Annotated in this window: 20 protein-coding genes; 10 read left to right on the top strand and 10 right to left on the bottom strand. The window is 72.0% G+C overall.

Annotated elements, in window-relative coordinates:
* Positions 1 to 46: 46 nt before the first annotated feature.
* On the bottom strand, positions 47 to 1,501 hold the full coding sequence (locus tag ACUKCB_RS03850; protein WP_452542079.1) for a helix-turn-helix domain-containing protein: 1,455 nt from the start codon (positions 1,499 to 1,501) through the stop codon (positions 47 to 49).
* A gap of 217 nt (positions 1,502 to 1,718) precedes the next feature.
* On the opposite strand from ACUKCB_RS03850, the gene aceA reads away from it, so the two are divergent.
* From aceA to ACUKCB_RS03835, 3 genes are all read left to right on the top strand, one after another.
* A complete protein-coding gene (aceA, locus tag ACUKCB_RS03845; RefSeq protein ID WP_191271940.1) occupies positions 1,719 to 3,017 on the top strand; it encodes an isocitrate lyase in 1,299 nt (432 codons plus the stop codon).
* A 319-nt stretch (positions 3,018 to 3,336) separates the two neighbouring features.
* Positions 3,337 to 3,582 carry a hypothetical protein gene (locus ACUKCB_RS03840; RefSeq protein WP_473039066.1) on the top strand — a complete coding sequence of 82 codons (246 nt, stop codon included), beginning with the start codon at positions 3,337 to 3,339 and terminating at the stop codon, positions 3,580 to 3,582.
* A gap of 69 nt (positions 3,583 to 3,651) precedes the next feature.
* Positions 3,652 to 4,491: a CPBP family intramembrane glutamic endopeptidase gene (locus ACUKCB_RS03835; protein WP_473039065.1), complete on the top strand. Its 840-nt coding sequence runs from the start codon at positions 3,652 to 3,654 to the stop codon at positions 4,489 to 4,491.
* A 91-nt stretch (positions 4,492 to 4,582) separates the two neighbouring features.
* Here the strand turns inward: ACUKCB_RS03835 and ACUKCB_RS03830 are convergent, their stop codons facing one another.
* Together ACUKCB_RS03830 and ACUKCB_RS03825 are read right to left on the bottom strand one after the other, a co-directional pair.
* Positions 4,583 to 5,299, bottom strand: a complete 717-nt coding sequence (locus ACUKCB_RS03830) for an ABC transporter permease (RefSeq protein WP_473039064.1) — start codon at positions 5,297 to 5,299, stop codon at positions 4,583 to 4,585.
* A 46-nt stretch (positions 5,300 to 5,345) separates the two neighbouring features.
* Positions 5,346 to 6,236 (bottom strand): ABC transporter ATP-binding protein, encoded by an 891-nt coding sequence (locus tag ACUKCB_RS03825; protein WP_473039063.1) that lies wholly within the window; start codon positions 6,234 to 6,236, stop codon positions 5,346 to 5,348.
* A gap of 157 nt (positions 6,237 to 6,393) precedes the next feature.
* On the opposite strand from ACUKCB_RS03825, the gene ACUKCB_RS03820 reads away from it, so the two are divergent.
* Complete coding sequence (locus ACUKCB_RS03820; protein WP_473039062.1) at positions 6,394 to 7,509, top strand: sensor histidine kinase; 1,116 nt, start codon at positions 6,394 to 6,396, stop codon at positions 7,507 to 7,509.
* Positions 7,510 to 7,528: 19 nt separating this feature from the next.
* Complete coding sequence (locus ACUKCB_RS03815) at positions 7,529 to 8,131, top strand: response regulator (RefSeq protein ID WP_473039061.1); 603 nt, start codon at positions 7,529 to 7,531, stop codon at positions 8,129 to 8,131.
* A 15-nt stretch (positions 8,132 to 8,146) separates the two neighbouring features.
* Here ACUKCB_RS03815 and ACUKCB_RS03810 read toward each other — a convergent pair whose 3' ends face one another.
* A complete protein-coding gene (locus ACUKCB_RS03810; RefSeq protein ID WP_473039060.1) occupies positions 8,147 to 9,418 on the bottom strand; it encodes a CynX/NimT family MFS transporter in 1,272 nt (423 codons plus the stop codon).
* A 201-nt stretch (positions 9,419 to 9,619) separates the two neighbouring features.
* On the opposite strand from ACUKCB_RS03810, the gene ACUKCB_RS03805 reads away from it, so the two are divergent.
* On the top strand, positions 9,620 to 10,321 hold the full coding sequence (locus tag ACUKCB_RS03805; RefSeq protein WP_191271955.1) for a FadR/GntR family transcriptional regulator: 702 nt from the start codon (positions 9,620 to 9,622) through the stop codon (positions 10,319 to 10,321).
* Positions 10,322 to 10,527: 206 nt separating this feature from the next.
* On the opposite strand, the gene ACUKCB_RS03800 is transcribed toward ACUKCB_RS03805, so the two are convergent.
* The 3 genes from ACUKCB_RS03800 to ACUKCB_RS03790 all read right to left on the bottom strand — a co-directional run bounded on the left by ACUKCB_RS03800 (position 10,528) and on the right by ACUKCB_RS03790 (position 13,352).
* On the bottom strand, positions 10,528 to 11,271 hold the full coding sequence (locus ACUKCB_RS03800) for an RraA family protein (RefSeq protein WP_473040914.1): 744 nt from the start codon (positions 11,269 to 11,271) through the stop codon (positions 10,528 to 10,530).
* 256 nt (positions 11,272 to 11,527) lie between these two features.
* Positions 11,528 to 12,388 carry a dihydropteroate synthase gene (gene folP / locus ACUKCB_RS03795; protein ID WP_473039058.1) on the bottom strand — a complete coding sequence of 287 codons (861 nt, stop codon included), beginning with the start codon at positions 12,386 to 12,388 and terminating at the stop codon, positions 11,528 to 11,530.
* A gap of 55 nt (positions 12,389 to 12,443) precedes the next feature.
* A complete protein-coding gene (locus ACUKCB_RS03790; protein ID WP_473039056.1) occupies positions 12,444 to 13,352 on the bottom strand; it encodes an Lrp/AsnC family transcriptional regulator in 909 nt (302 codons plus the stop codon).
* 420 nt (positions 13,353 to 13,772) lie between these two features.
* Between ACUKCB_RS03790 and ACUKCB_RS03785 the strand changes: the two genes are divergently transcribed.
* From ACUKCB_RS03785 to ACUKCB_RS03775, 3 genes are all read left to right on the top strand, one after another.
* Positions 13,773 to 15,326: an LCP family protein gene (locus ACUKCB_RS03785; RefSeq protein WP_473039055.1), complete on the top strand. Its 1,554-nt coding sequence runs from the start codon at positions 13,773 to 13,775 to the stop codon at positions 15,324 to 15,326.
* Positions 15,327 to 15,477: 151 nt separating this feature from the next.
* Positions 15,478 to 16,218 (top strand): cell wall anchor protein, encoded by a 741-nt coding sequence (locus ACUKCB_RS03780; protein ID WP_473039054.1) that lies wholly within the window; start codon positions 15,478 to 15,480, stop codon positions 16,216 to 16,218.
* Between the two features lie 174 nt (positions 16,219 to 16,392).
* Positions 16,393 to 17,178, top strand: a complete 786-nt coding sequence (locus ACUKCB_RS03775) for a VldE C-terminal domain-containing protein (RefSeq protein ID WP_473039053.1) — start codon at positions 16,393 to 16,395, stop codon at positions 17,176 to 17,178.
* Positions 17,179 to 17,332: 154 nt separating this feature from the next.
* Here the strand turns inward: ACUKCB_RS03775 and ACUKCB_RS03770 are convergent, their stop codons facing one another.
* The gene (locus ACUKCB_RS03770) at positions 17,333 to 17,542 is read right to left on the bottom strand and encodes a dodecin (protein WP_473039052.1); all 210 of its coding nucleotides are present in this window, start codon (positions 17,540 to 17,542) and stop codon (positions 17,333 to 17,335) included.
* A 539-nt stretch (positions 17,543 to 18,081) separates the two neighbouring features.
* On the opposite strand from ACUKCB_RS03770, the gene ACUKCB_RS03765 reads away from it, so the two are divergent.
* Positions 18,082 to 18,294: a hypothetical protein gene (locus ACUKCB_RS03765; protein ID WP_473039051.1), complete on the top strand. Its 213-nt coding sequence runs from the start codon at positions 18,082 to 18,084 to the stop codon at positions 18,292 to 18,294.
* Between the two features lie 103 nt (positions 18,295 to 18,397).
* Here the strand turns inward: ACUKCB_RS03765 and ACUKCB_RS03760 are convergent, their stop codons facing one another.
* On the bottom strand, positions 18,398 to 21,853 hold the full coding sequence (locus tag ACUKCB_RS03760; protein WP_473039049.1) for a HEAT repeat domain-containing protein: 3,456 nt from the start codon (positions 21,851 to 21,853) through the stop codon (positions 18,398 to 18,400).
* A gap of 45 nt (positions 21,854 to 21,898) precedes the next feature.
* Positions 21,899 to 22,495 carry a molybdenum cofactor guanylyltransferase gene (mobA, locus tag ACUKCB_RS03755; protein ID WP_473039047.1) on the bottom strand — a complete coding sequence of 199 codons (597 nt, stop codon included), beginning with the start codon at positions 22,493 to 22,495 and terminating at the stop codon, positions 21,899 to 21,901.
* Positions 22,496 to 22,545: the final 50 nt, after the last annotated feature.

Genomic DNA, 22,545 nt, shown 5'->3' with positions numbered 1-22,545 from the left:
CCGGCGGGCGCGCCATTCCCGCCGGAGCCGGGCGGTGCCCGCCGGCTCAGTCCTGGCCGTACCCGTCCTGGCTGTGGTTGTCCAGGAACGTGTAGACGTCGTGTTCGTCCACGCCGGGGAAGGTTCCGGAGGGCAGGGCCGACAGCACGTGGGAGTGGGCGCGGGCCGAGGGCCACACGTTGCCCTCCCAGCGGGTGGCCAGCTCCGCGGGCGGGCGCACGCAGCACTCCCCGTTGGGGCAGTTGGACTTGGTGCGGTTGGTGGTCTCGCGCCCCCGGAACCAGCGGGACTCCTTGTAGGGCACGCCCAGGGTGATGGCGAAGTTGCGCTCCCGGCTGGGGTCGACGTGCGCCACGCACCAGTGGGTCCCGTTGGGCTTGTCCGTGTACTGGTAGTAGATCGAGTACCGGTCCGGCGACTGGAAGACCTGGCGCCCAGACCACTGGCGGCACATCCGCTGGCCCTCGATGGCGCCGGTGTCGTCGGTGGGGAAGACCAGCCCGTCGTTCTCGTAGGCCTTGTAGATGATGCCGGTCTCGTCGTTGCGGATGAAGTGGCAGACCAGGTCCAGGTGGCGGTGGGCCAGGTTGGTGAACCGGTGCGCGGCCATCTCGTAGGAGACGGAGTAGACGTCGCGCAGGTCCTCCACGGACAGGTCGCGGGCCTTCTTGGCCTCCTGGAGGTAGGTGACGGCGGTGCTCTCGGGGATGAGGACGGCCGCCGCGAAGTAGTTGGCCTCCACCCGCTGGCGCAGGAAGTCGCCGAAGTCGCGGGGCCGGTCGTGGCCGAGGATCACGTGGCCCAGGGTCTGGAGCAGGATCGTGCGCGGGCTGTGCATGCCCAGCGTGGTCTCGCGCTTGAGGTAGATGCGCCGGTTGATGTGGTCGGTCAGGGAGCGCACCGAACGGGGGAGGTCCTGTACGTACTTCAGGGAGAACCCGTGGTGGGTGGCGATCGAGAGGATCTGCCCCTGGGAGAGGGGGCCGGCGGTGTAGTTGACCGCGGCCAGGGTCTCGGCGGCCGCGCTCTCGATGTTCTCGAAGTAGTTGCCGCGCTCGCGCATCTGCCGCCGCAGGTCGGCGTTGGCCCGGCGGGCCTCCTCCGGGGTGGCGGTGGGCTTGGCGTGGCGCCGCTTGAGCTCGTCGTAGAGCCCCACGATGTGTTCGAGGACGTCGTTGGGGACCCGCTTGCCCACCTTCAGGTGCGGGAGGTTGAGGCCCTGGTAGAGGGGGTCCCGCTGGGCCTCCTCGACCGAGATCTCCAGCTGCGCGCGACGGCTCGGGGGCTGTTTCGACAGAAGTTCCTCGATCGACACCCCGAGGGCGGAGGCAAGGGACGTGAGCAAGGAGAGCTTGGGTTCACGTTTTCCGTTCTCCAGCAGCGAGAGCTGCGAGGGCGCCCGCCCCACGCGTTCGCCCAGGTCAGACAGGGTCATCCCGCGCGTCTTGCGCAGGTGTCGGAGCCTCTGACCAAAGGTGACGAGATCCAGGTCACCTGTCAAAGACGGTATTTCTTCAGCACCAAAGTACGCCATGGCTTCATCTTACGGAAAGAATCGATGATCTTCACACGATTTTGAGTGGAAAACTCTTGGATCTTCGCTAAGAATCATAGTTACCGGCGGGGAACTTACCGCTCAGGGATCACCCCCTGACCCTGGAAGGCCTCCCTCGACCGGTGCGAACACCTTGGGGACTACACGTAAGGCGGGAACGAACATGAGCACCAGCGCTCGACGTCAGGAAGCCAGCGCCGAACTCCAGCGCGACTGGGAGACCAACCCGCGGTGGGCCGGTATCGAGCGCACCTACTCCGCTGACGACGTCGTCAAGCTGCGCGGTTCGGTCACCGAGGAGCACACTCTGGCCCGCCGGGGCGCCGAGCGTCTGTGGGACCTGCTCCACACCGAGGACTACGTCAACAGCCTCGGCGCGCTGACCGGTAACCAGGCGGTCCAGCAGGTCCGCGCCGGCCTGAAGGCCATCTACCTCTCCGGGTGGCAGGTCGCGGCCGACGCCAACCTCTCCGGCAGCACCTACCCGGACCAGAGCCTCTACCCGGCCAACTCGGTCCCGGCCGTCGTCCGCCGCATCAACAACGCGCTCATGCGCGCCGACCAGATCACCTGGTCCGAGGGTGACGACACCGCCCCCGAGTGGCTGGCCCCGATCGTGGCCGACGCCGAGGCCGGCTTCGGTGGCGTCCTGAACGCCTACGAGCTCATGAAGGGCATGATCGCCTCGGGCGCCGCGGGCGTCCACTGGGAGGACCAGCTCGCCTCCGAGAAGAAGTGCGGCCACCTGGGCGGCAAGGTCCTCATCCCGACCAGCCAGCACGTCAAGACCCTGAACGCCGCCCGCCTCGCCGCGGACGTCGCCGGTGTCCCCTCCCTGGTCATCGCGCGGACCGACGCCCAGGCCGCGACCCTGATCACCAGCGACATCGACGAGCGCGACCAGGCCTTCACCACCGGTGAGCGCACCGCCGAGGGCTTCTACCGCTTCCGCAACGGTGTCGACGCCTGCGTCGCCCGCGGCCTGGCCTACGCCCCGCACTCCGACCTGCTCTGGATGGAGACCGCGACCCCGGACCTGGAGGTCGCCCGCAGCTTCGCCGAGCGCATCAAGGCCGAGTACCCGGACCAGATGCTGGCCTACAACTGCTCGCCGTCCTTCAACTGGAAGCGTCACCTCGACGACGCGACCATCGCGAAGTTCCAGCGCGAGCTGGGCCACATGGGCTACAAGTTCCAGTTCATCACCCTGGCCGGCTTCCACTCGCTCAACCACTCGATGTTCGACCTGGCCAAGGGCTACGCCAAGAACGGCATGACGTCCTACGTCGAGCTCCAGGAGGCCGAGTTCGCGTCCGAGGCCGACGGCTACACCGCCACCCGCCACCAGCGCGAGGTCGGCACCGGCTACTTCGACGCGATCAGCACGACCATCTCCCCCGAGGGCAGCACCACCGCCCTCACCGGCTCCACCGAAGAAGACCAGTTCTCAGCGGCTCACTGACCCTGGTCTTCGTTCCCCAGAGGTCGTCCCTCCCCGCTTTCGTGGCTGGGGCGGGGCGGGACGACCTCGCCCCCTAGCCGTCGGCCATGCGCGATCCGTGTCACACGCGCATGGCCGGCGGCTTTTCCGTGTGCTTTTCCTCCGATTCGCGGCCTCCCCGTCCATGGCGGTGCGACGCGCGTATACGGTGTCTCCAGCAACGGGTAACGAAACAGTCAAGTCCGCCTCGCACCAGGCCTCTCCGGCCGTCGTCGCGAGGCACGGGGGCTCTCCAGCCGACTGACCCGGGGCGTACACCCGCCGACCACACGGAGCTGACGTGAAACTCGAAGACATCAGCAGGGCGACTCTGGCCACGACCCGCCGCGTAGTGGCCTCGGGCGCGATCGCCGCGGTCGCCGTGTTCGGCGTCGCCGCCTGTGAGGGCACCGACGACCTCGAACAGGAAGTCAGGGACGGCGTCGAGGAGGAGATCGAGAACGGCATCGACGACCTGGAACAGGATGTCAGGGACGGCGTCGAGGAAGGCGTCGACGACGCCCTCGGCGGCGGCGAGGACAACTAGTCCGCGAGCCCGGGGCGGTGGCGCGTGGTCACCGCCCCGGCCCTGGTCGGCAGCGCATAGATTCGACGGGTGAGCGACAGAACCCACGGTGACCCGCGTGAATCGGCCCCTTCTCCCGTCGGGGGCGCACCCGCGGCGACCGCAGCCCCGAACCGCCTCCCCGACCGCACCCTGCTGCGCTGGGAGGTGCTGTGCGTACTCGCCCTCTCCCTGGGCGCCGCCGCGGTGTCGGCGACCATCTCCTTCCTCGGCGTGCTCACCGCACCCGAGTCGATGGCCGACCAGACCGCCAGCCTCATCCGGTCCCGCGCCGAGAACCGCCCCTGGCTCGACCTGTCCTTCCAGTTGTACGCGGTGGTCTTCGCGCTCGCTCCGGTCGCGCTGGTGGTGTACCTGCTGCACCGGACCGGCGAGTCGGCGCGCACGATCGGCTTCGACGTGCGCAGACCCGGTTTCGACACCTGGAGCGGGGTGGCCCTGGCCGCGCTGGTCGGCGCCGGCGGACTGGTCGTGTACCTGGTCTCCTGGCAGCTCGGGCTGACCCGCACCATCGTGCCGAGCACGTTGGACGGCAACTGGTGGGACACACCGGTCCTGCTGCTCCAGGCGCTGAAGAACGGGATCCTGGAGGAGGTGATCGTCGTCGGCTACCTGCTGCACCGGCTGGGGCAGGCGGGCTGGTCGCCCTGGAAGGCGGTGCTGGCCAGTTCGGTGCTGCGCGCCTTCTACCACCTGTACCAGGGGGTCGGGATGTTCTTCGGCAACCTGGTCATGGGGCTGGTGTTCGGCTGGTTCTACCTGCGCTACGGCCGGGTGATGCCGCTGGTGGTGGCGCACACGGTGATCGACGTCGTGGCCTTCGTGGGGGCGGTGTACCTGATCGGCCGGATCGACTGGCTGCCGGTCTGAGCCCTGCCCCGCCGGCGCCACCGTGCCTGTTCGGACCGCGGCGGCCCGGACCACCGCGTCCCAGGACCCGTGGGCGGGAGCGGGCGGGCGGTCAGGTACGTGGTTCCCACCGGAAGAACCGGGCGGCCAGCACGAGGGACACGACGACCCAGGCCAGTGTGGGCACCAGGAGCCATAGCGAGTCGGCGACCGCAGCACCGCCGTTCCAGGCGTTGACGACCAGCTCGCTGGCCGAGCCGCCGGGCAGCAGCCGCTTGAGCAGGGTGAGTTCCCCGGTCCCGGTGAACCCCACCCAGCCCGAGACGGCGAGGGTGCCCACCAGCACGGGCAGCGTGGTCACCTGGGCGTGGTCGGGCGAGTTGGTCACCCCGGCCGTGGCCAGCCCCAGGCCGACCATCATGGCCACCACCGAGAGCACGGCCGCGGCCAGCAGGAACGGGTGGGCCGGAGCTTCGGCGAACACGGTCAGCGCACCCAGGACCACGGCCGTCTGGACCAGCGTGATGGCGGTGACCGGAAGCAGCAGCCCGGAGAGGATCTCGCCGTCGCCCACCGCGGTGGAGCGCAGCCGTTTGAGGAAGAGGTTCTGCCGGCGGGAGGCGAGCGTGGTCACCGTGGTGCTGTAGAGCCCCAGGGCCACCACGAGGAAGACGAGGATCGCGGCGGTCGCCCCGAGGTCCAGTGCCGGAACGAGGTCGTACAGGTAGATGTAGAAGGCGCTGAACGCCGCGGGCAGGACGAGCATGGTGACCAGGACCAGGCGGTTCCGGAAGATCTGGATCAGCTCGCTCTGAGCGATCGGGAGCATGGCGGGAATCCTTCTCTGCAGGTACGGGCTCACTGGAGGTGCGGGCTCAGGCATCAGCGGTGTCGAGGGCGCGGAAGACGTCGTCCAGCCGGGTCGGTCCGGCTTCGAGCCCGCGCAGCTCCACCGCGTTGTCCTGCGCCCAGTCGAGCAGGGTGTGCAGGTCCTTCTGCAGGCCGAGCGTCTCGACGAGAAATGACCCGTCGCCCTCGCGCACGACCTGCAGCGGCAGTTCCGGAGCGGTGCGTGGCAGGGAGAAGCGGATCACGGCCGGCAGGGTCCGTGTGAGTTCGGCGACGGTCCCCTCCCTGTGGAGGCTGCCGCGGTGCATCAGTCCGATGCGGTCGGCGCGTTGCTGGGCCTCCTCCAGGTAGTGCGTGGTGAGCACGACGGTGGTCCCCTCCTCGCGCATCCGGTCCACCGCGGCCCACAACTCGTCCCGGGAGTTGATGTCCAGGCCGGTGGTGGGCTCGTCCAGGAAGACCAGTTCGGGTGTTCCGTACACGGCGGTGGCGAAGTCCAGGCGCCGCTTCTCACCGCCGGAGAGCTGGGACACCCTGGTCCGGGCCTTGCGGGTGAGGTCGACGAGGTCGAGCACGCGCCCGACTTCGTCCGTGCGCCGGGTGAGTGCTCCGATCAACCGGACCGACTCCTGGACGGTCAGGTCCGGGGAGAACCCGCTCTCCTGCAGCATGACGCCCGTCCGGGGGCGCACGGCGCGGCGTTCGCGCGGGCTGCGTCCGAACACCCGCACGGTGCCCGAGTCGGCGACCCGGTGGCCCTCGACGGTCTCCAGGGCCGAGGTCTTGCCCGCCCCGTTCGTGCCCAGCAGGGCGTAGAGCTCTCCTTCGCGGACCTGGAAGGACAGGTCCCTGACGGCGTGGAAGTCGCCGTACCTGACGTTCAGACGTTCGACCTCGATGACCGGTGTGTTTGGCATGCCCCCATTCCAGCCGTCCGCGTGCCCCGGCGGCAGTGCCCTCATGTCAGGTCCGCGCCGTGACTTTCACGGGGGCGCGGGCATGACGTGGTGTCACTGGTGGCGCCGCGGTCCTGCGTGAATACTGGGTTCGGTCCCGATCGGTGGAAGGTCACCCATGGTGCGTGAACAGGACGAGGCGACGCCGGGGCAGCTGCGCGCGCTCAGCGTCGGTCTGGTGTCCGCGTCGCTGTCCTCCGTCGGCACGCTGCTGTTGGTCACCGAGGCCGAGAACTGGCGGCAGGCCCTGCTGCTGGCTGTGGGTCTGGTCGCGGCCCTGTTCACCGTCAACCGGTCGACGGACAGGTCCGGTCTCGGGGTGCTGCTGCCGGGTCTGGCGGTCACCGGCGCGGTGTGGTTGCTGGGAGTGCTGTTCGCCGGCTCCTCGACGGCCTCCTTCGGCCTCGCCGTGGTGGGCACCCTGGTGGTGCAGCGGCTCCCCCGCCGCCGACGCGCCGCGGCCCTGGCCATGGCCGCCTTCGGTGCCGCGGTGATCACCGCCGGGGCCCTGTTCCGGGGCCTGTCCCTGACCGACCTCCTGCTGGACCACGTCCTCGCCTCCGCCGTCGTGGCCGTGGTCGGGGTCGTGCTGGTGTCCCTGGTCCGGGTGGTGACGGACCTCGTGGCGGAACTGGAACGGGCCCGGCGGCGTACGGCAGAACTGGCCGTGGCCCGTGAGCGGGTGCGTTTCGCGAGCGACCTGCACGACATCCAGGGGCACACGCTGCACGTGGTCAAGCTGAAGGTCGCCCTGGTCCGCAAGCTGCTGCGCTCCGACCCCGGCCGGGTGGAGCGGGAACTGGCCGAGGTGTACGACCTGGTCGGCGACACCATCGGGCGGACCGGGGAGCTCGCCCACGCGCAACGGCGGCTGAACCTGTCCGCCGAGCTGGAGAACGCCAGGAACCTCTTCGAGGCCGCCGGTATCCGGGTGGCCGTCGACCGCCGGGGCGAGGTCGACCCGCGGGTGGGCGAGCTGCTCGGCCAGGTCCTGCGCGAGACGACGACCAACATCCTGCGGCACGCCCAGGCCGAACAGGTGCGGGTCACCCTGTCGGAGCGGGGCATCACCGTCACCAACGACGGAGTCGGGCGCGAACCGCTCACCGAGCTGCGCGGGCTCTCGGCCCTGCGGGAGCGCGTGGGCGAGCAGGGCGGGGAGCTGACCGCGGAACGCGCCCAGGGGTGGTTCCTCACCTCGGCGGAGTTCCCGGCACCGGGCACCGCACCATGACGACGTGGAAGGACGACCGATGACCACCGTGGTCCTGGCCGACGACGAGGCCCTGCTGCGTTCGGCGCTGGCGGCGCTACTGCCGCTGGTGGGGGACGTCACCGTGCTCGCCGAGGCGGAGGAGGGCGCGTCGGCCGTGGCGGCCACCCTGCGGCACCGGCCCGACGTGCTCGTCATCGACCTGGAGATGCCCGGGGTCGACGGACTCGAAGCCCTCACGCGCGTCCGGCGCGAGCTGCCGGACCAGGTGGTGCTGATGCTGACCCGCCACGCACGCCCGGGGGTGCTGCGCAGGGCGCTCAGGCTCGGGGTGCAGGGTTTCGTCAGCAAGTCGGCGGAGCCGGAGCACATCACCTCGGTCATCCGGACCCTGGCCGGGGGCAGGCGGTGGATCGACCCGGACGTGTCCGCGCTCGCGGTCATCGACGACTGCCCGCTCACCGACCGGGAGCTCGACGTGCTCCGGGGGACCCGGGAGGGGTACTCGGCAGCGGAGATCTCCGGGCAGCTGCACCTGGCACAGGGCACGGTGCGCAACTACCTCTCCAGCGCGATGCACAAGACGCAGACCCGGACCCGCCACGAGGCGGCCCGCTACGCGCACGAGCACGACTGGCTCTGAGCGCGCTCCCCGGCCTCAGGAAGAGCGTTCCGCGGCCTTGGCGGCGAGGGCGTCCTCCAGGTAGCGGGGGCGGCCCACCAGCATGCCCATGACGAGGTTGAGGGCGACGATGCCCATGGCCATGGCCATGGGGGCGTGCCAGCCGCCGGTGAGCTCGTGCAGGAACCCGAAGAGGAAGGGCCCGGCTCCGCCCAGCAGATAGCCCAGGCTCTGGCTGGACGCGGACATGGCCGCGGTGCCCTCGGCGGTGCGGGTGCGTACGGCGAAGATCGTCAGGGCCAGGACGAAGCTGCCCAGGCCGATGCCGATGAGGGTGGTCCACACCCAGGTGCCCGACAGCGGGGAGATCCACAGCCCGGTGAACCCGGCGACGTAGGCGAGGACGAACAGGCCGACGAAGGGCCGCTGGTCGCGTACGCGGACGACGAGCGAGGGCAGTACCAGCGACATGGGGATGCCCAGGGCGGTGAGGTAGGCCAGCATCACTCCGGCCGTCTGGGCGTCCATGCCCTGGTCGCGGAGCATCTGGGCGTACCAGCCGAACATGATGTAGGCGATGGAGGACTGGGTGCCGAAGTACAGGACGCCCTGCCATCCGAGCCCGGTGCTCAGCACCTGGCGGACGCCGAGCGCCTCGCGTGCGTCGCCCGGGGCGGGTTCGTGGCGCAGTGCCAGCAGCCACGGCAGGACGGCGGCCAGGCCGAAGAGGGCGTAGGAGCCCAGGGCGATCCGCCATTGGCCGGTGGCCTGTTCGACGGGGACCGTGGCGGCGGCCGCGATGGCGGTGCCCACGGCCAGCCCGGTGGTGTAGACGGTGGTCATCAGACCGACCCGGTGGGGGAAGTGCTGCTTCACGAGGGCCGGGAGGATGACATTACCGATCGCGCCACCGGACAGTGCCACTGCGCTCAGAGTGAGGAACAGCCAGGGTTCGGGTGCCAGGGCCCGGGTGGTCAGCCCGAGGGTGACGGCGACCAGCGCGTAGACGAGCAGGTGGTGCGAGCCGAGCCGGCGGGCGAGCATCGGGGTGAGTCCGCCGAAGAGCGCGAAGCACAGTACGGGCAGGGTCGTGAGCGTCCCGGCGCCCACCGCGCTCATCCCCAGGCCCTGCGTGACCTCGTCGAGGACGGGGCCCACACTGGTGATGGCGGTGCGCAGGTTGAGCGCGGCCAGGGCGATGGCCACGCCGATCAGCAAAAGCGCCCCGCGCGGGAGCCCCGGGGCCGGGTCGGCCCCGGTCGGAGAGGGGTCCTGCACGGTCTGCTTTCGTGTGGGGGCGGCGCTCATGGGAGGTGGCTCACAAATTCGTAGGATGACCCTATGTACTTCATGAGGATAACGCATTGCCGTTCGGGGCCTATTCCGACGCGCAACTGGTCTAAGCTCCGGCCTTAACCGTTCCGTACCTGTGCGGCTCCGGCCCCGATCCGTTCCGTACCTGTGCGCTGGCCCTGTCATCCGGCGACCCGCCCCTAGGAGGTAAAAAGCGTGCCCCTCGCCTCGACACGCCGGACCGGTCTCGTCGACCAGGTCATCAGTCAGTTAAGAGCCCAGATCGACTCGGGTGAATGGGGCGTGGGAGATCGCATCCCCACCGAGTCGGAACTGTCCGACCAGCTCGAGGTCGGCCGCAACACCGTACGCGAGGCCGTCCGGGCCCTCGCCCACGCGGGCCTGCTGGAGATCCGCCAGGGCGCCGGCACCTTCGTCCGCGCCTCCAGCGAACTCGGCGGGGCCCTGCGCCGCCGCCTGGAACGCTCCCGCCTGCGGGAGAACCTGGAGGTCCGCCGCGCCCTGGAGGTCGAGGCCGCGCGCCTGGCCGCCCTGCGCCACAGCGAGGAGGACATGGCCGTCATCGACCGCGCCATGGGCCTGCGCGAGGAGGCCTGGCGAACCAGGGACATGGGCGCGTTCGTGGAGGCCGACTTCACGTTCCACCGGTCCGTGGTCAACGCCACCCACAACACCCTGCTGATGGACCTCTACGACGACATCGCCCAGGTGGTCTACGCCAGCATCGCGCACACGGCGTACGAACAGAGCGACGAGGCCTCCGACCGCCCCTCCTCGGCCACCGAGGGAATCGACCACAGCGGTCTGACCGAGGCCATCCGGGAGGCGGACGCGAGCCGTGCCGCCCGTGAGGCCACCTGCTACATCGACGAACTGCTCTCCCTCACCGAGGACTGACGCCCCCCCGGGAGCGGCCCGGCCCCGGGTCGGGGCCCGCTCCCCCGCGTTCCCGGCCTCCCGAACCGGCCCAGGGCCGCACGGAGGAGGCACGGAGGAAGGCGGCACGGGGACGATACGGGCCCGGGGCGTCAAATGGCGCCCCGGGCCCGTCAGCGTTCCCGGAACAGAAGCCGGCCGCCCGGGGCGGCCGCCCGTGCCTGCGGTCAGTCGCCGCCGTAGACGTCGCCCACGGCCGACCACGACCCGAACCGCGGACGGGGGTGTCCCTCCGCCGCCCGGCCCTCGCGCCGGGCGTTCAGCGAACGCGGTCGGCCGCGCCGCAGGCCGTGGTCGGGGGCGCCTTCCCAACCGTTCACCCTGGACGGGTCCAGTCCGAGCAGGTCGAGGGTGCTCTCCCCCGCGCAGACCGCGTCGATGATCTCCCGCTCCCGGGTGATGCTGCTCATGGTCTCGGCGATGATCGTGCTGACCTGGCCGCGCGGCAGGCAGACCACGCCGTCGTCGTCGGCCACGATCCAGTCGCCCCTGCGCACCGGCAGCGGCGCGGGGCCGCTCGCGTCCATGTTGATCTGCTGACCGACGGAGCCGCCCGCGTCGTGCCCGGCCTCACGGACCGCGACCCCGGCACTGAAGACCGGGAGCTCGCAGCGGGCGATGGCGGCGATGTCGCGCACGCAGCCGTCCAGGACGATCCCGGCCACGCCGCGGGTCCGCGCGGCCACGGCGAGGATCTCGTCGACGTAGCCGTACTCGGACTCGCCGGCGACGTCCACCACCAGTGCGGCGCCGGGGGGCGCCTGGGCGATCGCGACGTGCAGCGCGAGGTTGTCCCCCGGAGCGCAGCGGACCGGGAAGGCGGCCGCGGCGAACGCGGCCCCCGGCCAGACGGAGAAGAGGTGCGTGCCGAAGGGCCGCCCTCCGCAGCGAGCCAGTGCCACCGTTCCCACAGCCGTCAACGTCTTCGCAAGCGCCACGTCAGCCTCCATTACACCCGCGCCCGGTGCGGCCGGTTCGGACCGACCTCCTCCATACTCACGGGTAACTTAAGCGTGACGCAAGGCATACGGGCCCGAAACACGCAAAAATGCTACCGGCGGTTACATGCGAGGCCCATCCGTGTCCGAACAGCTACCCGACGTGGGGGGGGTCGACGGTGGCCCCGCCGGCCCCCGCGCCCCGCGGGCAGCCGGCCCGGAGGCCGGGTCAGCCGACCGCGGCGACCGCGTCCAGGGCGGCGCGGGCGGCCGCGACGTCATGCACCCGGAAGACTCGGGCACCCTCCCGGGCGGACATCGCCAGGGTCGCCAGGGTCCCGTCACCGCGCTCGGTCAGCCCCACCGCCAGGGTCTCGCCCACGAAGTCCTTGTTGGAGACCGCCACGAGCACCGGCCAGCCGGTGGCGGCCAACTCCCCGAGTCGGCGGGTGAGTTCGAGCGAGTGGTAGGTGTTCTTGCCGAAGTCGTGCGTGGGGTCGATCATCACCCCGTCGGGGCGCACCCCCACCGACACCGCGCGTTCGGCCAGGGCGCACACACCGGCCACCACGTCGGCGACCACGTCCTCGTAGCGGACCCGGTGGGGGTCGGTGCGCGGAGCCAGCCCGCCGCTGTGACTGCACACCAGCCCGGTCCCGTACTCGGCCGCCACCCGGGCCAGGTCCGGGTCGGCCCCGGCCCAGGTGTCGTTGATCATGTCCGCCCCCGCCTCGGCGCAGGCACGCCCCACACCGGCCCGCCAGGTGTCCACCGAGATCACCACCCCGGGGTGACGGTCGCGCAGTTCACGCACGAACGGCACCGTCCGGCGGATCTCCTCCGTCTCGTCCACGTGTGCGCCGTACCCGGCCTTCACCCCGCCGACGTCGATGATGTCGACGCCCGCCGCCACGGCGTGGTCGGCGGAGGCCAGCGCCGCGTCCAGGGCGTAGGTGGCCCCACGGTCGTAGAAGGAGTCGGGGGTCCGGTTGATCACCCCCATCACCGCGTAGCAGCGGCCCGCGAACGTCCGCCCGCGCAGCCGCAGTGTCCCTGTCCCCTCCGGCACCGCCGGACCATCCGTCACCATGGGTCCCATCCTGGGGCAGGCCGGGGGCGGGCGGCCACCCGCCCCCGTTCCCGGATCAGCCGGAGCCCCAGTTCCCGGCGCGTTCCCCGCCCCGGCGCTCCTTGCGGACCCGGAGGTGGTCCCAGGTCTCCACGTGGCCGACGCCCGCGGTGGCCCTGATCACCTCCAGTGCCTCGACCAGCTGGTGGCGGTCCGGCGCGGTCAGGGTTCCGATCACGTCGTACCGACCGAAACCGCTGGCCAGGAACGAGATCCTGGACATGTTGGCCATGGCGGTGCCCAGCGCGTCGGCGTCGCCCCGGCAGCGCAGGCCGAAGCCGAGCTGCTCGTTGGCGCCCACCGCCGACGGTTCCACGAGCGCGGTCACGTGGACCACGCCCGAACCGAGCAGGCGCACCACCCGGGACCGGGCCGCCGCCTGCGACAGGCCCACCTGTCGGGCCAGGTCGGCGTACGAGGCGCGCCCGTCCTTGAGCAGCCTGCGAACCAGGCGCCAGTCCAGGGCGTCCAACTCGATCTCGCGCAGTTCGCGCACGCTGCTGTGGGCGTCCTTGTACACGGCGTTGGCCCGGAAGACCTCCGCGCCGTCCACACCGGGCAGCGAGCGCAGGTCGGCCAGCTCCTTGGTGAGCGCGGCGTCGTCGGCCACCCGCACCTGCGCGATGGCCGGGAACCTCCCGGCCGACTGCGCCGCGAAGGTCACGGCCTCGCGTTCACCCAGCGCTTCGAGCAGCGGACCGGTCGGCCCGCTGACACGGAAGGACACGTGGCCGAGGACCTCCATGCCCACCACGCCGGCGTGCAGCACCCCGACGATTCTGATCGCCCCCGACTGCACGAGCTGGCGCACTCTGGCGCGTACCGCAGTCCGGGACAGGCCCACCCCGTCGGCCAGGGCCTGGAACGTCGCTCTGCCGTCCCCCTGCAACGCCCGCATGAGCGCAGCGTCAACCGCATCGAGCACGATGGTTGCCTTTCGTTCCCATGACGCCGCCCTTACCCCCGGACGGCGCCCCCTCCTCCGGCCAGATCATCGCAGTTGTGGCGCCGGTCCACTACCGATCGCCAAAGAAATCGGTTGATTCACCCCTTTGACCGGCCCGGAAGCCTCAGCCAATGCCCCATCGGCCACCTCCCGGCCACATAACAGACTTGTATAGAACATCCCCTGTGAGGTGGTCGCCGTGCATACAAACCTGACAAAGCGCCACACTGATCTCACGGGTTCGTGTGACACCCCTGGAACCGGACGCTCCCTCGCAGGCGTATGACCGAGAAGGGGTGTACAACCGGAAAGTGACCGCCACCCAGCGATCGTGGCGAGGGTTACAGGACCAGAGGACGGGGCGGCCGTGACCGCCCCGCGGCTTGAGAGGAATCACTGGTGGCTGCGGAGGACGAGCGGCGGGACGAGGCACCCACGCGCCTGAGCACGGGAAGGGCGCTGCTGTGGACCGCCGCGTCGCTTCCCCTCCCCGGTGCGGCACACCTGCGCATGGGGCGCAGGGTCGCCGGAGCCGTGGCCCTCGGTGTCTACCTGTTGGGTATCGCCGCCCTGGCCCTGTGGTTGTACCGGCTGGACGCCCACGAGTCGGGTTCCCTGACGGTCCTGGCCGGTATGGCCGTACAGGACCGCTGGCTGCTCGGCGGCATGGCCGCCGTGTTCGTGGTCACGGTGCTGTGGCTGGCCGTCATCGTGCACTCCTGGACGATCACCCGGCCCGAGGGGGCCAAGTTCGGCCAGCGGTTCCTCGGCGGTTGCGTGGTCCTGCTGCTGTGCCTGACCGTGGGCGTCCCCGCTGCGTGGGCGCTGCACGGCGGTTACACGGCCTACGACACGCTGGGCGAGGTCTTCAACGCCCCCGAGCGCACGGACCTGCCCCCGCACGACGCCAGGGACCCCTGGAACGGCGCGGACCGGGTCAACGTGCTGCTGATCGGGTCGGACTCGGCGGACAACCGCTACGGGACGCGTACCGACTCCATGATGGTGGCGAGTCTGGACACCGAGACCGGGGACGCGGTCCTGGTGGGCCTGCCGCGCAACCTGGAGAACGTGCGCTTTCCCGAGGGCAGCGCACTGGCCGAACGCTATCCCGAGCCCTACGGCTTCGACCTGCTGCTCAACGACGTCTACCAGACGGTCGCCGAGGACCCCGAGGAGCTGGCGCTCGCCCCGGAGGCCGCCGACCCCGCCGCCGACACCCTGAGGAAGGTGATCGGGCACAACGTCGGCCTGGACGTGGAGTACTACGTGATGGTCGACATGAGGGGCTTCCGCGACCTGATCGACGCCGTGGGCGGAGTGCAGGTGCGCATCGAGGAACCCATCCCGTACGGGGTGCACGGCGGGGTGCTGGAACCCGGTCTGCGCCGTCTGGACGGGCACGAGGCGCTCTGGTACGGCCGTTCCCGCGTGGGCTCCGACGACTACGGACGGATGGGCCGCCAGGGCTGCCTGATCAAGTACGTGGCGGAACAGGTGGAGCCGACCACCGTGCTGACCAGCTACCGGAAGCTGGCCGGGGCCACCAAGAGGACGCTGAGCACCGACATCCCCCAGTCGAAGGTGCCCGCGTTCATCGACCTGGCGGACCGGGTCGCCGAAACCGGGAGCATGAGCGCGCTCCAGCTGTCCCCGCCCCAGGTGTTCACCGGCAACCCGGACTGGGACAAGGTGCGGGAACTGGTCGGGGAGGCGATCGGGGAAGGCTCCGAACAGGGCGACGACCCCTCCGACACCCCTTCCGCCTCCCCCTCCGGCGGCGAGGCCGCCTCAGACCGCCCCGAGGACCCGACCGAGGAGGAATGGGCGGAGTGGGACGAGAACCAGCGGACCGAGTGGCAGGAGTACACCGGTCTGGACGAGCCCTCCCCCGCCGACCCGGGCCGCCAGGTCGGCTCCGAGGCCAGCGACCTCGACGCCCTGTGCCCGTGACCGTTCCCGGGCGGGGCTGAGGTACCCGCCCCGGGGCCGGATCCACTGCCCCGCGGCTGCTCCGGCAAACCCCGGTGGCCCCGGGTGACCGGTGTCGGTCAACCCGTCACCGGACGTTGCCACCCCCTACGGGGCGTGTGACGCTGGCGCCGTGACCGCAGCACAGCTCTGGACTCTCGTCGCTCTGGGCGCCTTCCACGGGCTACACCCCGGGATGGGGTGGTTGCTCGCCGTCGGCAGGGGTTTGCAGGAGGGCGGCCGGGCCCAGGTCCTGCGCTGCCTCCCCGCGATCGCCGCGGGGCACGCGGCCAGTGTCGCGGTGGCCGCGGTGGCGATCACCGTCACCGGTTCGGCCACCGTCTCGGTCCTCTTCCCCGTGCTGGGCGGTGGGGCCGTCGTCCTGGCTGGGCTGGTGATGCTGCTGTCCCGCAGGCACTTCCACTGGCGCGGGGTGCGTCTGCCCCTGTGGCAGCTGACCGCCTGGTCCTTCCTGATGTCCTCGGCGCACGGGGCAGGCCTGATGCTCATGCCGGTCCTGGCCGGACAGCTCAACCACACGCACGTGGACGGCGGCCACCAGGGGCACGGGGCGGGGGCCGGCGCCGGCGCCGCGGAGGCGACCGCTGTCGGCGCGGGGGGCGGGCCCGCTGCGGGACCGGGCGCGGCGGAGGCGGCCCAGGGGGCGTGGAGCCTGTGGGACGCCACTCTGCTCGGGCTCGCCGCCACCGGGGTGCACACCCTGGCGATGCTCGTGGCCGCCGGGGTGGTGGCGCTGGTCGCCTACGACTTCCTCGGTGTGCACGCGCTGCGCTGGAAGGGCGTGACGATGGACCGGATCTGGGCACTGACCCTGATTCTGGGCGGCCTCTTCGTCCTCTGGTCGGTCCTGTGAGGGGGCCCTCCGCGCAACCTCGCTCCCCCGATCGGCTTGACCTCGACCACAGTCGGGAATGAGAAGAAGGCCCGTTATGTCCAATAGACGGAGCACTCTTCGAGGGAGCCTACAGACATTGGCGCCCGGGACGTCGGCACGGCCGCCCGTACCCGGCGTGAAGGGGCGGAGTCAATGGCACACAGATCCACCGACGTGGTTCACCGACGATGGCACGGGCTGGTCCTGTCCGTGGCGATCCTGGCCGTCCTGGCCATGATCGGCGCGCTGACCGCCCGTTGGGTGGCACAGCACCAGGAGGTCTTCCCGATCTCCACACCGTGGGGGCCGGACTGCTCGGTGTGGACCGGGGACGAGCAGGTGCGGCTCGACCGCGACCAGGCCAAACGGGCCAGCACCGCGGCGGCGGTGATCGCCCAGGGCGACAGCGCCCCGATCGAGCAGCCGAACGTGGACGACATCCCCGACGGGGTGATGGACGTCCTCGTCGAGGGCCCCGAAGAGGACGCGGGCCCCTCGATGAGCTGCCGTTACACCGGCGAGGAGGTCGAGTTCGAGGAGGAGGAGCCCTCGGGCCTGACCCCGCGCGCCACCGCCCTCAAGGCGGGTATCGAGAACGACTTCGCCGGCACCAGCATCGGCGGGTACGTACCCGGCGGCTACGACACCGGGCACGGTGAGGACTCCGCGCACTACGAGGGCCGCGCCCTGGACGTCTTCTACCGCCCGGTCAACGAGGACAACCGCCGTGAGGGATGGCTGCTGGCGCACTGGCTGATCGCGCACGCCCCCGATTACCAGATCGACGTGATCATCTTCGACGACAAGATCTGGAGCACCCGGTACCCGTCGATGGGGTGGCGCCACTACGAGGCCGACCCCGACAACGAGATCCTCCGCCACCTGGACCACGTCCACGTGGACGTGCTGCGCGGACCCGAACCCGGCGACGACGCCTGATCCGCGCCGGGCGACGACGGGGAGTGGCCTCCTGGCACGGTGGGACGGCGGCCGGAGGCATCGGTCCAGGGGCATCAGTGGCCGGAACCCGGACAGCGAGGGGCCCGGGCCGTGAGCCGGTCCGGGCCCCTCGCACACCCCGCGTGTGCTCCGGTCACTCCTCCAACCGGAAGCCGACCTTGAGGCCCACCTGGAAGTGGGCGACGTCGCCGTCCTCGATGTGGCCGCGGACCTGGGTGATCTCGAACCAGTCGAGGCCGCGCAACGTGGCCGAGGCCCGTTGGATTCCGTTGCGGACGGCCTGGTCGATACCGTCCGGTGAGGTCCCGACGATCTCCGTGACGCGGTAGGTGTGGTCGGCCATGGGTACCCCCTGCGTAGTCGGTGGTGCGGGCCGCGTGAACACGAGCCCCGCTTCCCTGCCTCCCCCCGATCCCCGCCGGCCACACGGGCATGCCGTTTTCCGCCGGAACCTTTCCTACGGAAGGGGCCGGGGCGCTTTGCCGTTTCTTTCTGGAGACCTTGGTCCCGGTTGGAACCTGCTTGACCGTGGAATCGGGCGCTCCTACAGGGAAAAAGGCGCGAAGGAAAGAAGAGAGGGGCGCCAGATTAGTCCTGACCTGGCACTAAGAGCCCTCCTTCGGCGGGACTCTCCCGAGACAACGTCGTAACTGACTCTTGACGTACCCCGGGGGGCTGCGGTGTACATTGGGTTGTAGCGCTTCGGTCCCCCGTCGAAGCGCGGACGATGTTTCGAGCCCCCGTCGGAACATCGCGTGCGACGCCGGGTGGTTTGCCCCCGTAACCACCCGGCGTCGCCTTTTGTCCCTGCCGGTCGGCGCGAATACCCGTCCGTGGCCGGGGCTTGACCACCGAATCCGCTTTGTCGCCTGGGGACCAGCATTGGGTAATACCGCACCGGACACGCACTGCTCGCGCAGGGACTGCCGGGCCACCGCCGACTGGGCGCTCGTCTGGAACAACCCCAAGATCCACACCCCCGACCGGCGGAAGGTCTGGGTGGCCTGCGACGAGCACCGCGAGTACCTCGCCAACTTCCTGGACATGCGCGGCTTCCTCCGGGAGACCGTCCCCATGGCCGAGTTCAAGGGTTAGGGCGTGTCCGGTGGGCAGTGCCCACCGGACAGCCCACAGGACGCACTCCGGTACCGGGTCCGCGCACCTGGCCGGGGCCGAGCGGGGTCGGACTCGGCGGAAGCTACAGGAGCGCCGCTCGCCAGGCGGCGACGCGGACCTCCCCGTGCGGTGAACGGCCCAGGTCGGCGACGAGGCCACCCCAGGGTCCGGTCCAGCCCCGCTGTTCGCCCCGGCGGGCGGCGAGGGCGACGGCGACCAGGCCGACCATGCAGCCCGCCGGGGTGGTGTCCCGGGCGGCCAGCTCGGTGAGATGGCGTATCAGCGCGGCCAGGTGGTGGGGGTCCGGTTCGGCGCCCCAGCCCTGCAGAACGGTCTCGGCCGCCGTGCGCGGCGCGGCGGTTTCGAGCCCGGGAAGCCGGGCGGCCAGCACCGCCCAGGCCACGACCCTGGCACCGAACAGGTCAGCGGGAAAACCGCGGTGGCCCGGCCGGCTGAGCACGGGCAGGTCGGCCAGGAGCAGGGTCAGTGCCTCCACGCACAGGCCCGGGTGGGCCGCCAGCCGCCGCACGGCCCGGTCCAGACCCGGCACCCCCCGCTCCGGATCGTGGCGCCCGCGCACCCGCTGGGCGAGCATCCGTACCGTACGCGAGACCCTGCGGGACGGGTCGGGGCCCCGGTCCGCCTCAGGCACCCTCGGAGGCACCCCCTCCACGGGGTCGGGGCACAGGTCCACCAGGGCGGCCACCACGTCGGGGAGCCGGTCCGCGTAACGCCGCTCCCGGAGCAGCCCCTCGAAGGTGCGCAGCACCCGTTCGTCGGGCAGCGCGAGGTCGAACAGGTCCCCGACCAGGCCGTCCGCCAGTTCCTCGTCGCACAGCGCCCAACCCGCGACCCGACGGCACACACGGGCGTGCTCGTCGGCAGCGGGGTCCCCGCTCGCCGGCAGGGACAGCATGAACCGGGCGGCCCGCGGCCGCAGCCGGGGCGGCAGGCCCGAGGGCGGATGGGACAGCAGGGCGGACCTGGCGGCGGGGTCGGTGAAGGACGTGCGCCGCTCCTCCAGCGCGGCCAGGACCTCCGGCCGGTCGCCGTGGGCCAGGAGGGCCCCGAGCGCGGCCGCGCGCACGTCCCGGTGCGGCCTGTCCTGGTCGAGCAGGCCGACCAGGACCCCGACCGCGCCGGGCGGCCGCACCTGGCCCAGGACACGGGCCGCGGTCTTGCGCACACTCACCCTGCCCGGCGCCGCCAGGACCGCGCCCAGCTTCTCCAGCAGGGCGGAGGGCCGCACACGACGGGCGCAGGAGCCGAGCACGGCCACGACCGCCCGGGAGGAGGTGCCCTCGTCGACGCGGTCCAACAGCACCCCGAGCGCACGCTCCGGCTCACCGGCCCGGGCGATCCGAACCAGTGCGGCCTCGCGGAGCCAGGGGTCGCCCTCGTCGAGCCAGGGCGACAGCAGGTCCACGGCGCCGGACAGGCCGCTCAGCCCCTGGAGCGCCTCGGCGCGCGCGACGTTCTCCTCGGCCGGGTCGGCGGCGGTGTCCCACAGGTACTCCGCGGCGCGGCTCCGCTCCGCCGCCAACCAGTTTCCGGTCAGGCCCCGGCTGACCCGCACGGACCGGCCGGGCAGCCGCCCGCCCCGGGCCCGCAGCCGGTCGGCCGTGTCCAGGGCCTCACCCACCAGGTCGGGCCGAAGGCGGGCCAGGCACTCCCAGACCGGGGTGATCAGCACCGCGGCCGGTGTGGTGCGGAACAGGTGTTCGGCTCGCTCGCCGGGGCGGGGGCCGCGCAGGTGCGCCCGGGCGGCCTCGAAGGCCGTGGAGGCGGCCGGGTCCGCGGCGACGACCTCGCTCAGGTCGCGGTCGAGCAGGTCGGGGATGCCGTACAGGTGCCGGCCCAGGGCCTGGGCCAGGAGGACGGTGGAGCGGTGCGCGCCCCGGGAGCGGTGGCGGGCCAGGGCGGGGGCGAGACGGGTGTACAGCTCCTGCGCCTGTTCGGGGGTGAGCGCCTCTGCCAACGTCCAGGGCCGACCCGTGGTGGGGCGGCGGTGCCGGCGCTCGTATCCGACGGTGAAGTGACCGTGGGAGGAGATCCCGCTGCCCGGGTGCCGTTCGATCAGCCCGGTGAGGGCGGTCAGCGCCCAGTCGGCGAGATCGGCGCGCCCCCGCCCGGCCGGGTGGTGCAGGACGTGCACCGCGAGACCGCCCAGTGCCTGCCTCGTCTCGGCGGTGGTGTCCGGGGCGGCGAGGTTGTCGTCGAGCATGCGGTGCAGGGCGGGCAGGGCTTCGGGGCCGAGCAGGCCGGGGCTGAGGACGCCCAGGGCCAGGGGCAGGGAGCGGCGGACGTGGTCGCGGTCCGCGGTGGAGCGCGCCAGCCGGCCGGAGAGCACCCGGGCCAGGTCGGCGGCACCGCTGCGCCCGGCCGCCACCGTCAGCCAGTACAGTGCGTGTTCCCTGCGGCCCGGGTCGGGGTCGCCCGCGGCCTCGGTGAGGAGGGGCTCGGCCTCGCCGAAGGGCAGGTGGGCCAGTGCCTCGGTGTCCCGGTGGGTGTGGTCGGGGTCGACGGCGCGGACCCGTTCGAGGTGGTCCAGGATCCGTCCCGCCTCGGCCGCCGCCCGGTCCGGGGACAGCAGCCCCAGGTAGGGCAGCAGTGCGGCTCCCGTCCCGCCGCCCTCGGCGAGGAACCTGTCGATGACCGGGGCACGGTCCGAGCGACGCATGACCCGCAGGACGACGAGGGCCCGGGGTTCGGCGCGGGCCATGGCCCCGAGCAGACCGCGCACGTCGCGGCGGCCGTGCGCGTACGCCGGGTACCGGGCCGGGTAGTGCAGCGCGTCCCCCGGTGCGTACAGGAGCCTGCGGGCCCCGGCGAAGGGCGGGCGGGGGGTCTCGGGCTCGGGGCGGCCGCGCAGGAACGGCAGGAGCAGTTCGGGTGCGCGGTCCTCCAGGGCCAGTGCCGCGGCGTACCACGGGCGGTCCCAGATCCGTTCCGGGTCCGGGGCCGTGTCCAGTTCCCGTTCCAGACGTGTCGACAGCAGGCCCGGGTGGCGGCGGGCCAGCCGGTTCCAGCCCTCGACCCGGTGGGCCAGTCCGTCCAGGTGTTCGTCCACGGCCGGGGTGGAGCAGGCGGGCAGCAGGACGGCCGCCTCGTGCTCGCCGTGGCGGTCACGTACGAGGGGCAGGAGCCGGTCCGCGGCCTCCGTCCGATGGTCCCGGTACAGAGCGGTGTAGAGCGTGCGGCGCAGCTGGTGGGGCGCGTCGTCCAGGAGCTCCTCGAAGGCGCGGTCCGGCAGGGCCAGCCCGGGAGTGCGGCGCAGCACGGATCGGCGCAGGTCTTCGTCGGGACCGTTGAGGTAGCCGGTCACGAGGCCGGTGTCGCGTGCGGCCAGGGCCATGTGTGCGCCCAGGTCCGCCTGGCCCAGTGCGTCGAGCCCGGCCACGGTCTCGGCCAGCAGCGGGCCCGCGCGGTGTTCGCGGGCGTACCGGGCCAGGTGCCGCATACGTGCGGGGCCGGTGAGGGGCGCGGTCTCGGCGAGCAGGCGCCGGGCCGGCCCGTGGTCGGGGGTGTTCTTCGGCATGCCGCTCACCCTTGCGGTGTCCCGGTACCGCGGGCAAGTGGATTGTCAGGGCCTCGGGTGTTCGGGGCGGTCGGTCGGGCCGAGTTCGGCGCGCACGCGCTCCAGCGCCTCGGGGGTGTCCACGTCGAAGTCCCCGGGGCCGTCGGCGAGCGGGACGCGGGCCGGGTCGAGGGGTTCCAGCAGCCCGTACAGGGAACGCCCTCCGTAGTCCGCGAGCGCGGTGCGCAGGGCCTCGGTGCGCCAGACCCCGGTGAGCCACTGCGCACGGCCGGCGGCGTCCACGAGCACCGCGCCGTCGTGCCCCGGCGCCGCGGCGCCCAGGGCGGCGAGGTGCTCAGGGGCCAGGTGCGGCAGGTCGGCGGCGAGCAGGGCGAACCAGGGGGCGTCCACGTGGGGCAGTCCGGCGCGCAGGGCCGGTACGGGGCCGCCGCCGGGCGGGTCCTCGCGCACGTAGCGGGCATGCGGGCGGTCGCGTTCGGGGCCGACCACCGTCACGCGGGTGCCCGGGCGGTGGTCGCGCACGGCGTCCACCACGCGTTCCAGCAGGGTGCGTCCGGCGACGTCCAGGCCGGGTTTGTCGGCGCCGCCCATACGGGCCGCCGCGCCCCCGGCCAGGACCACCGCGTCCAGGTTCTCGATCACGCTCCCAGCATGCCGTACCCGGCTGCCGCCGGGTGGGCGCCCCGGGTCCC

The sequence above is a fragment of the Nocardiopsis moroccensis genome, assembly GCF_055763695.1.
The sequence above is the reverse complement of the archived record's forward strand: the minus strand, read 5'-3'. Positions and strand labels throughout refer to the sequence as shown.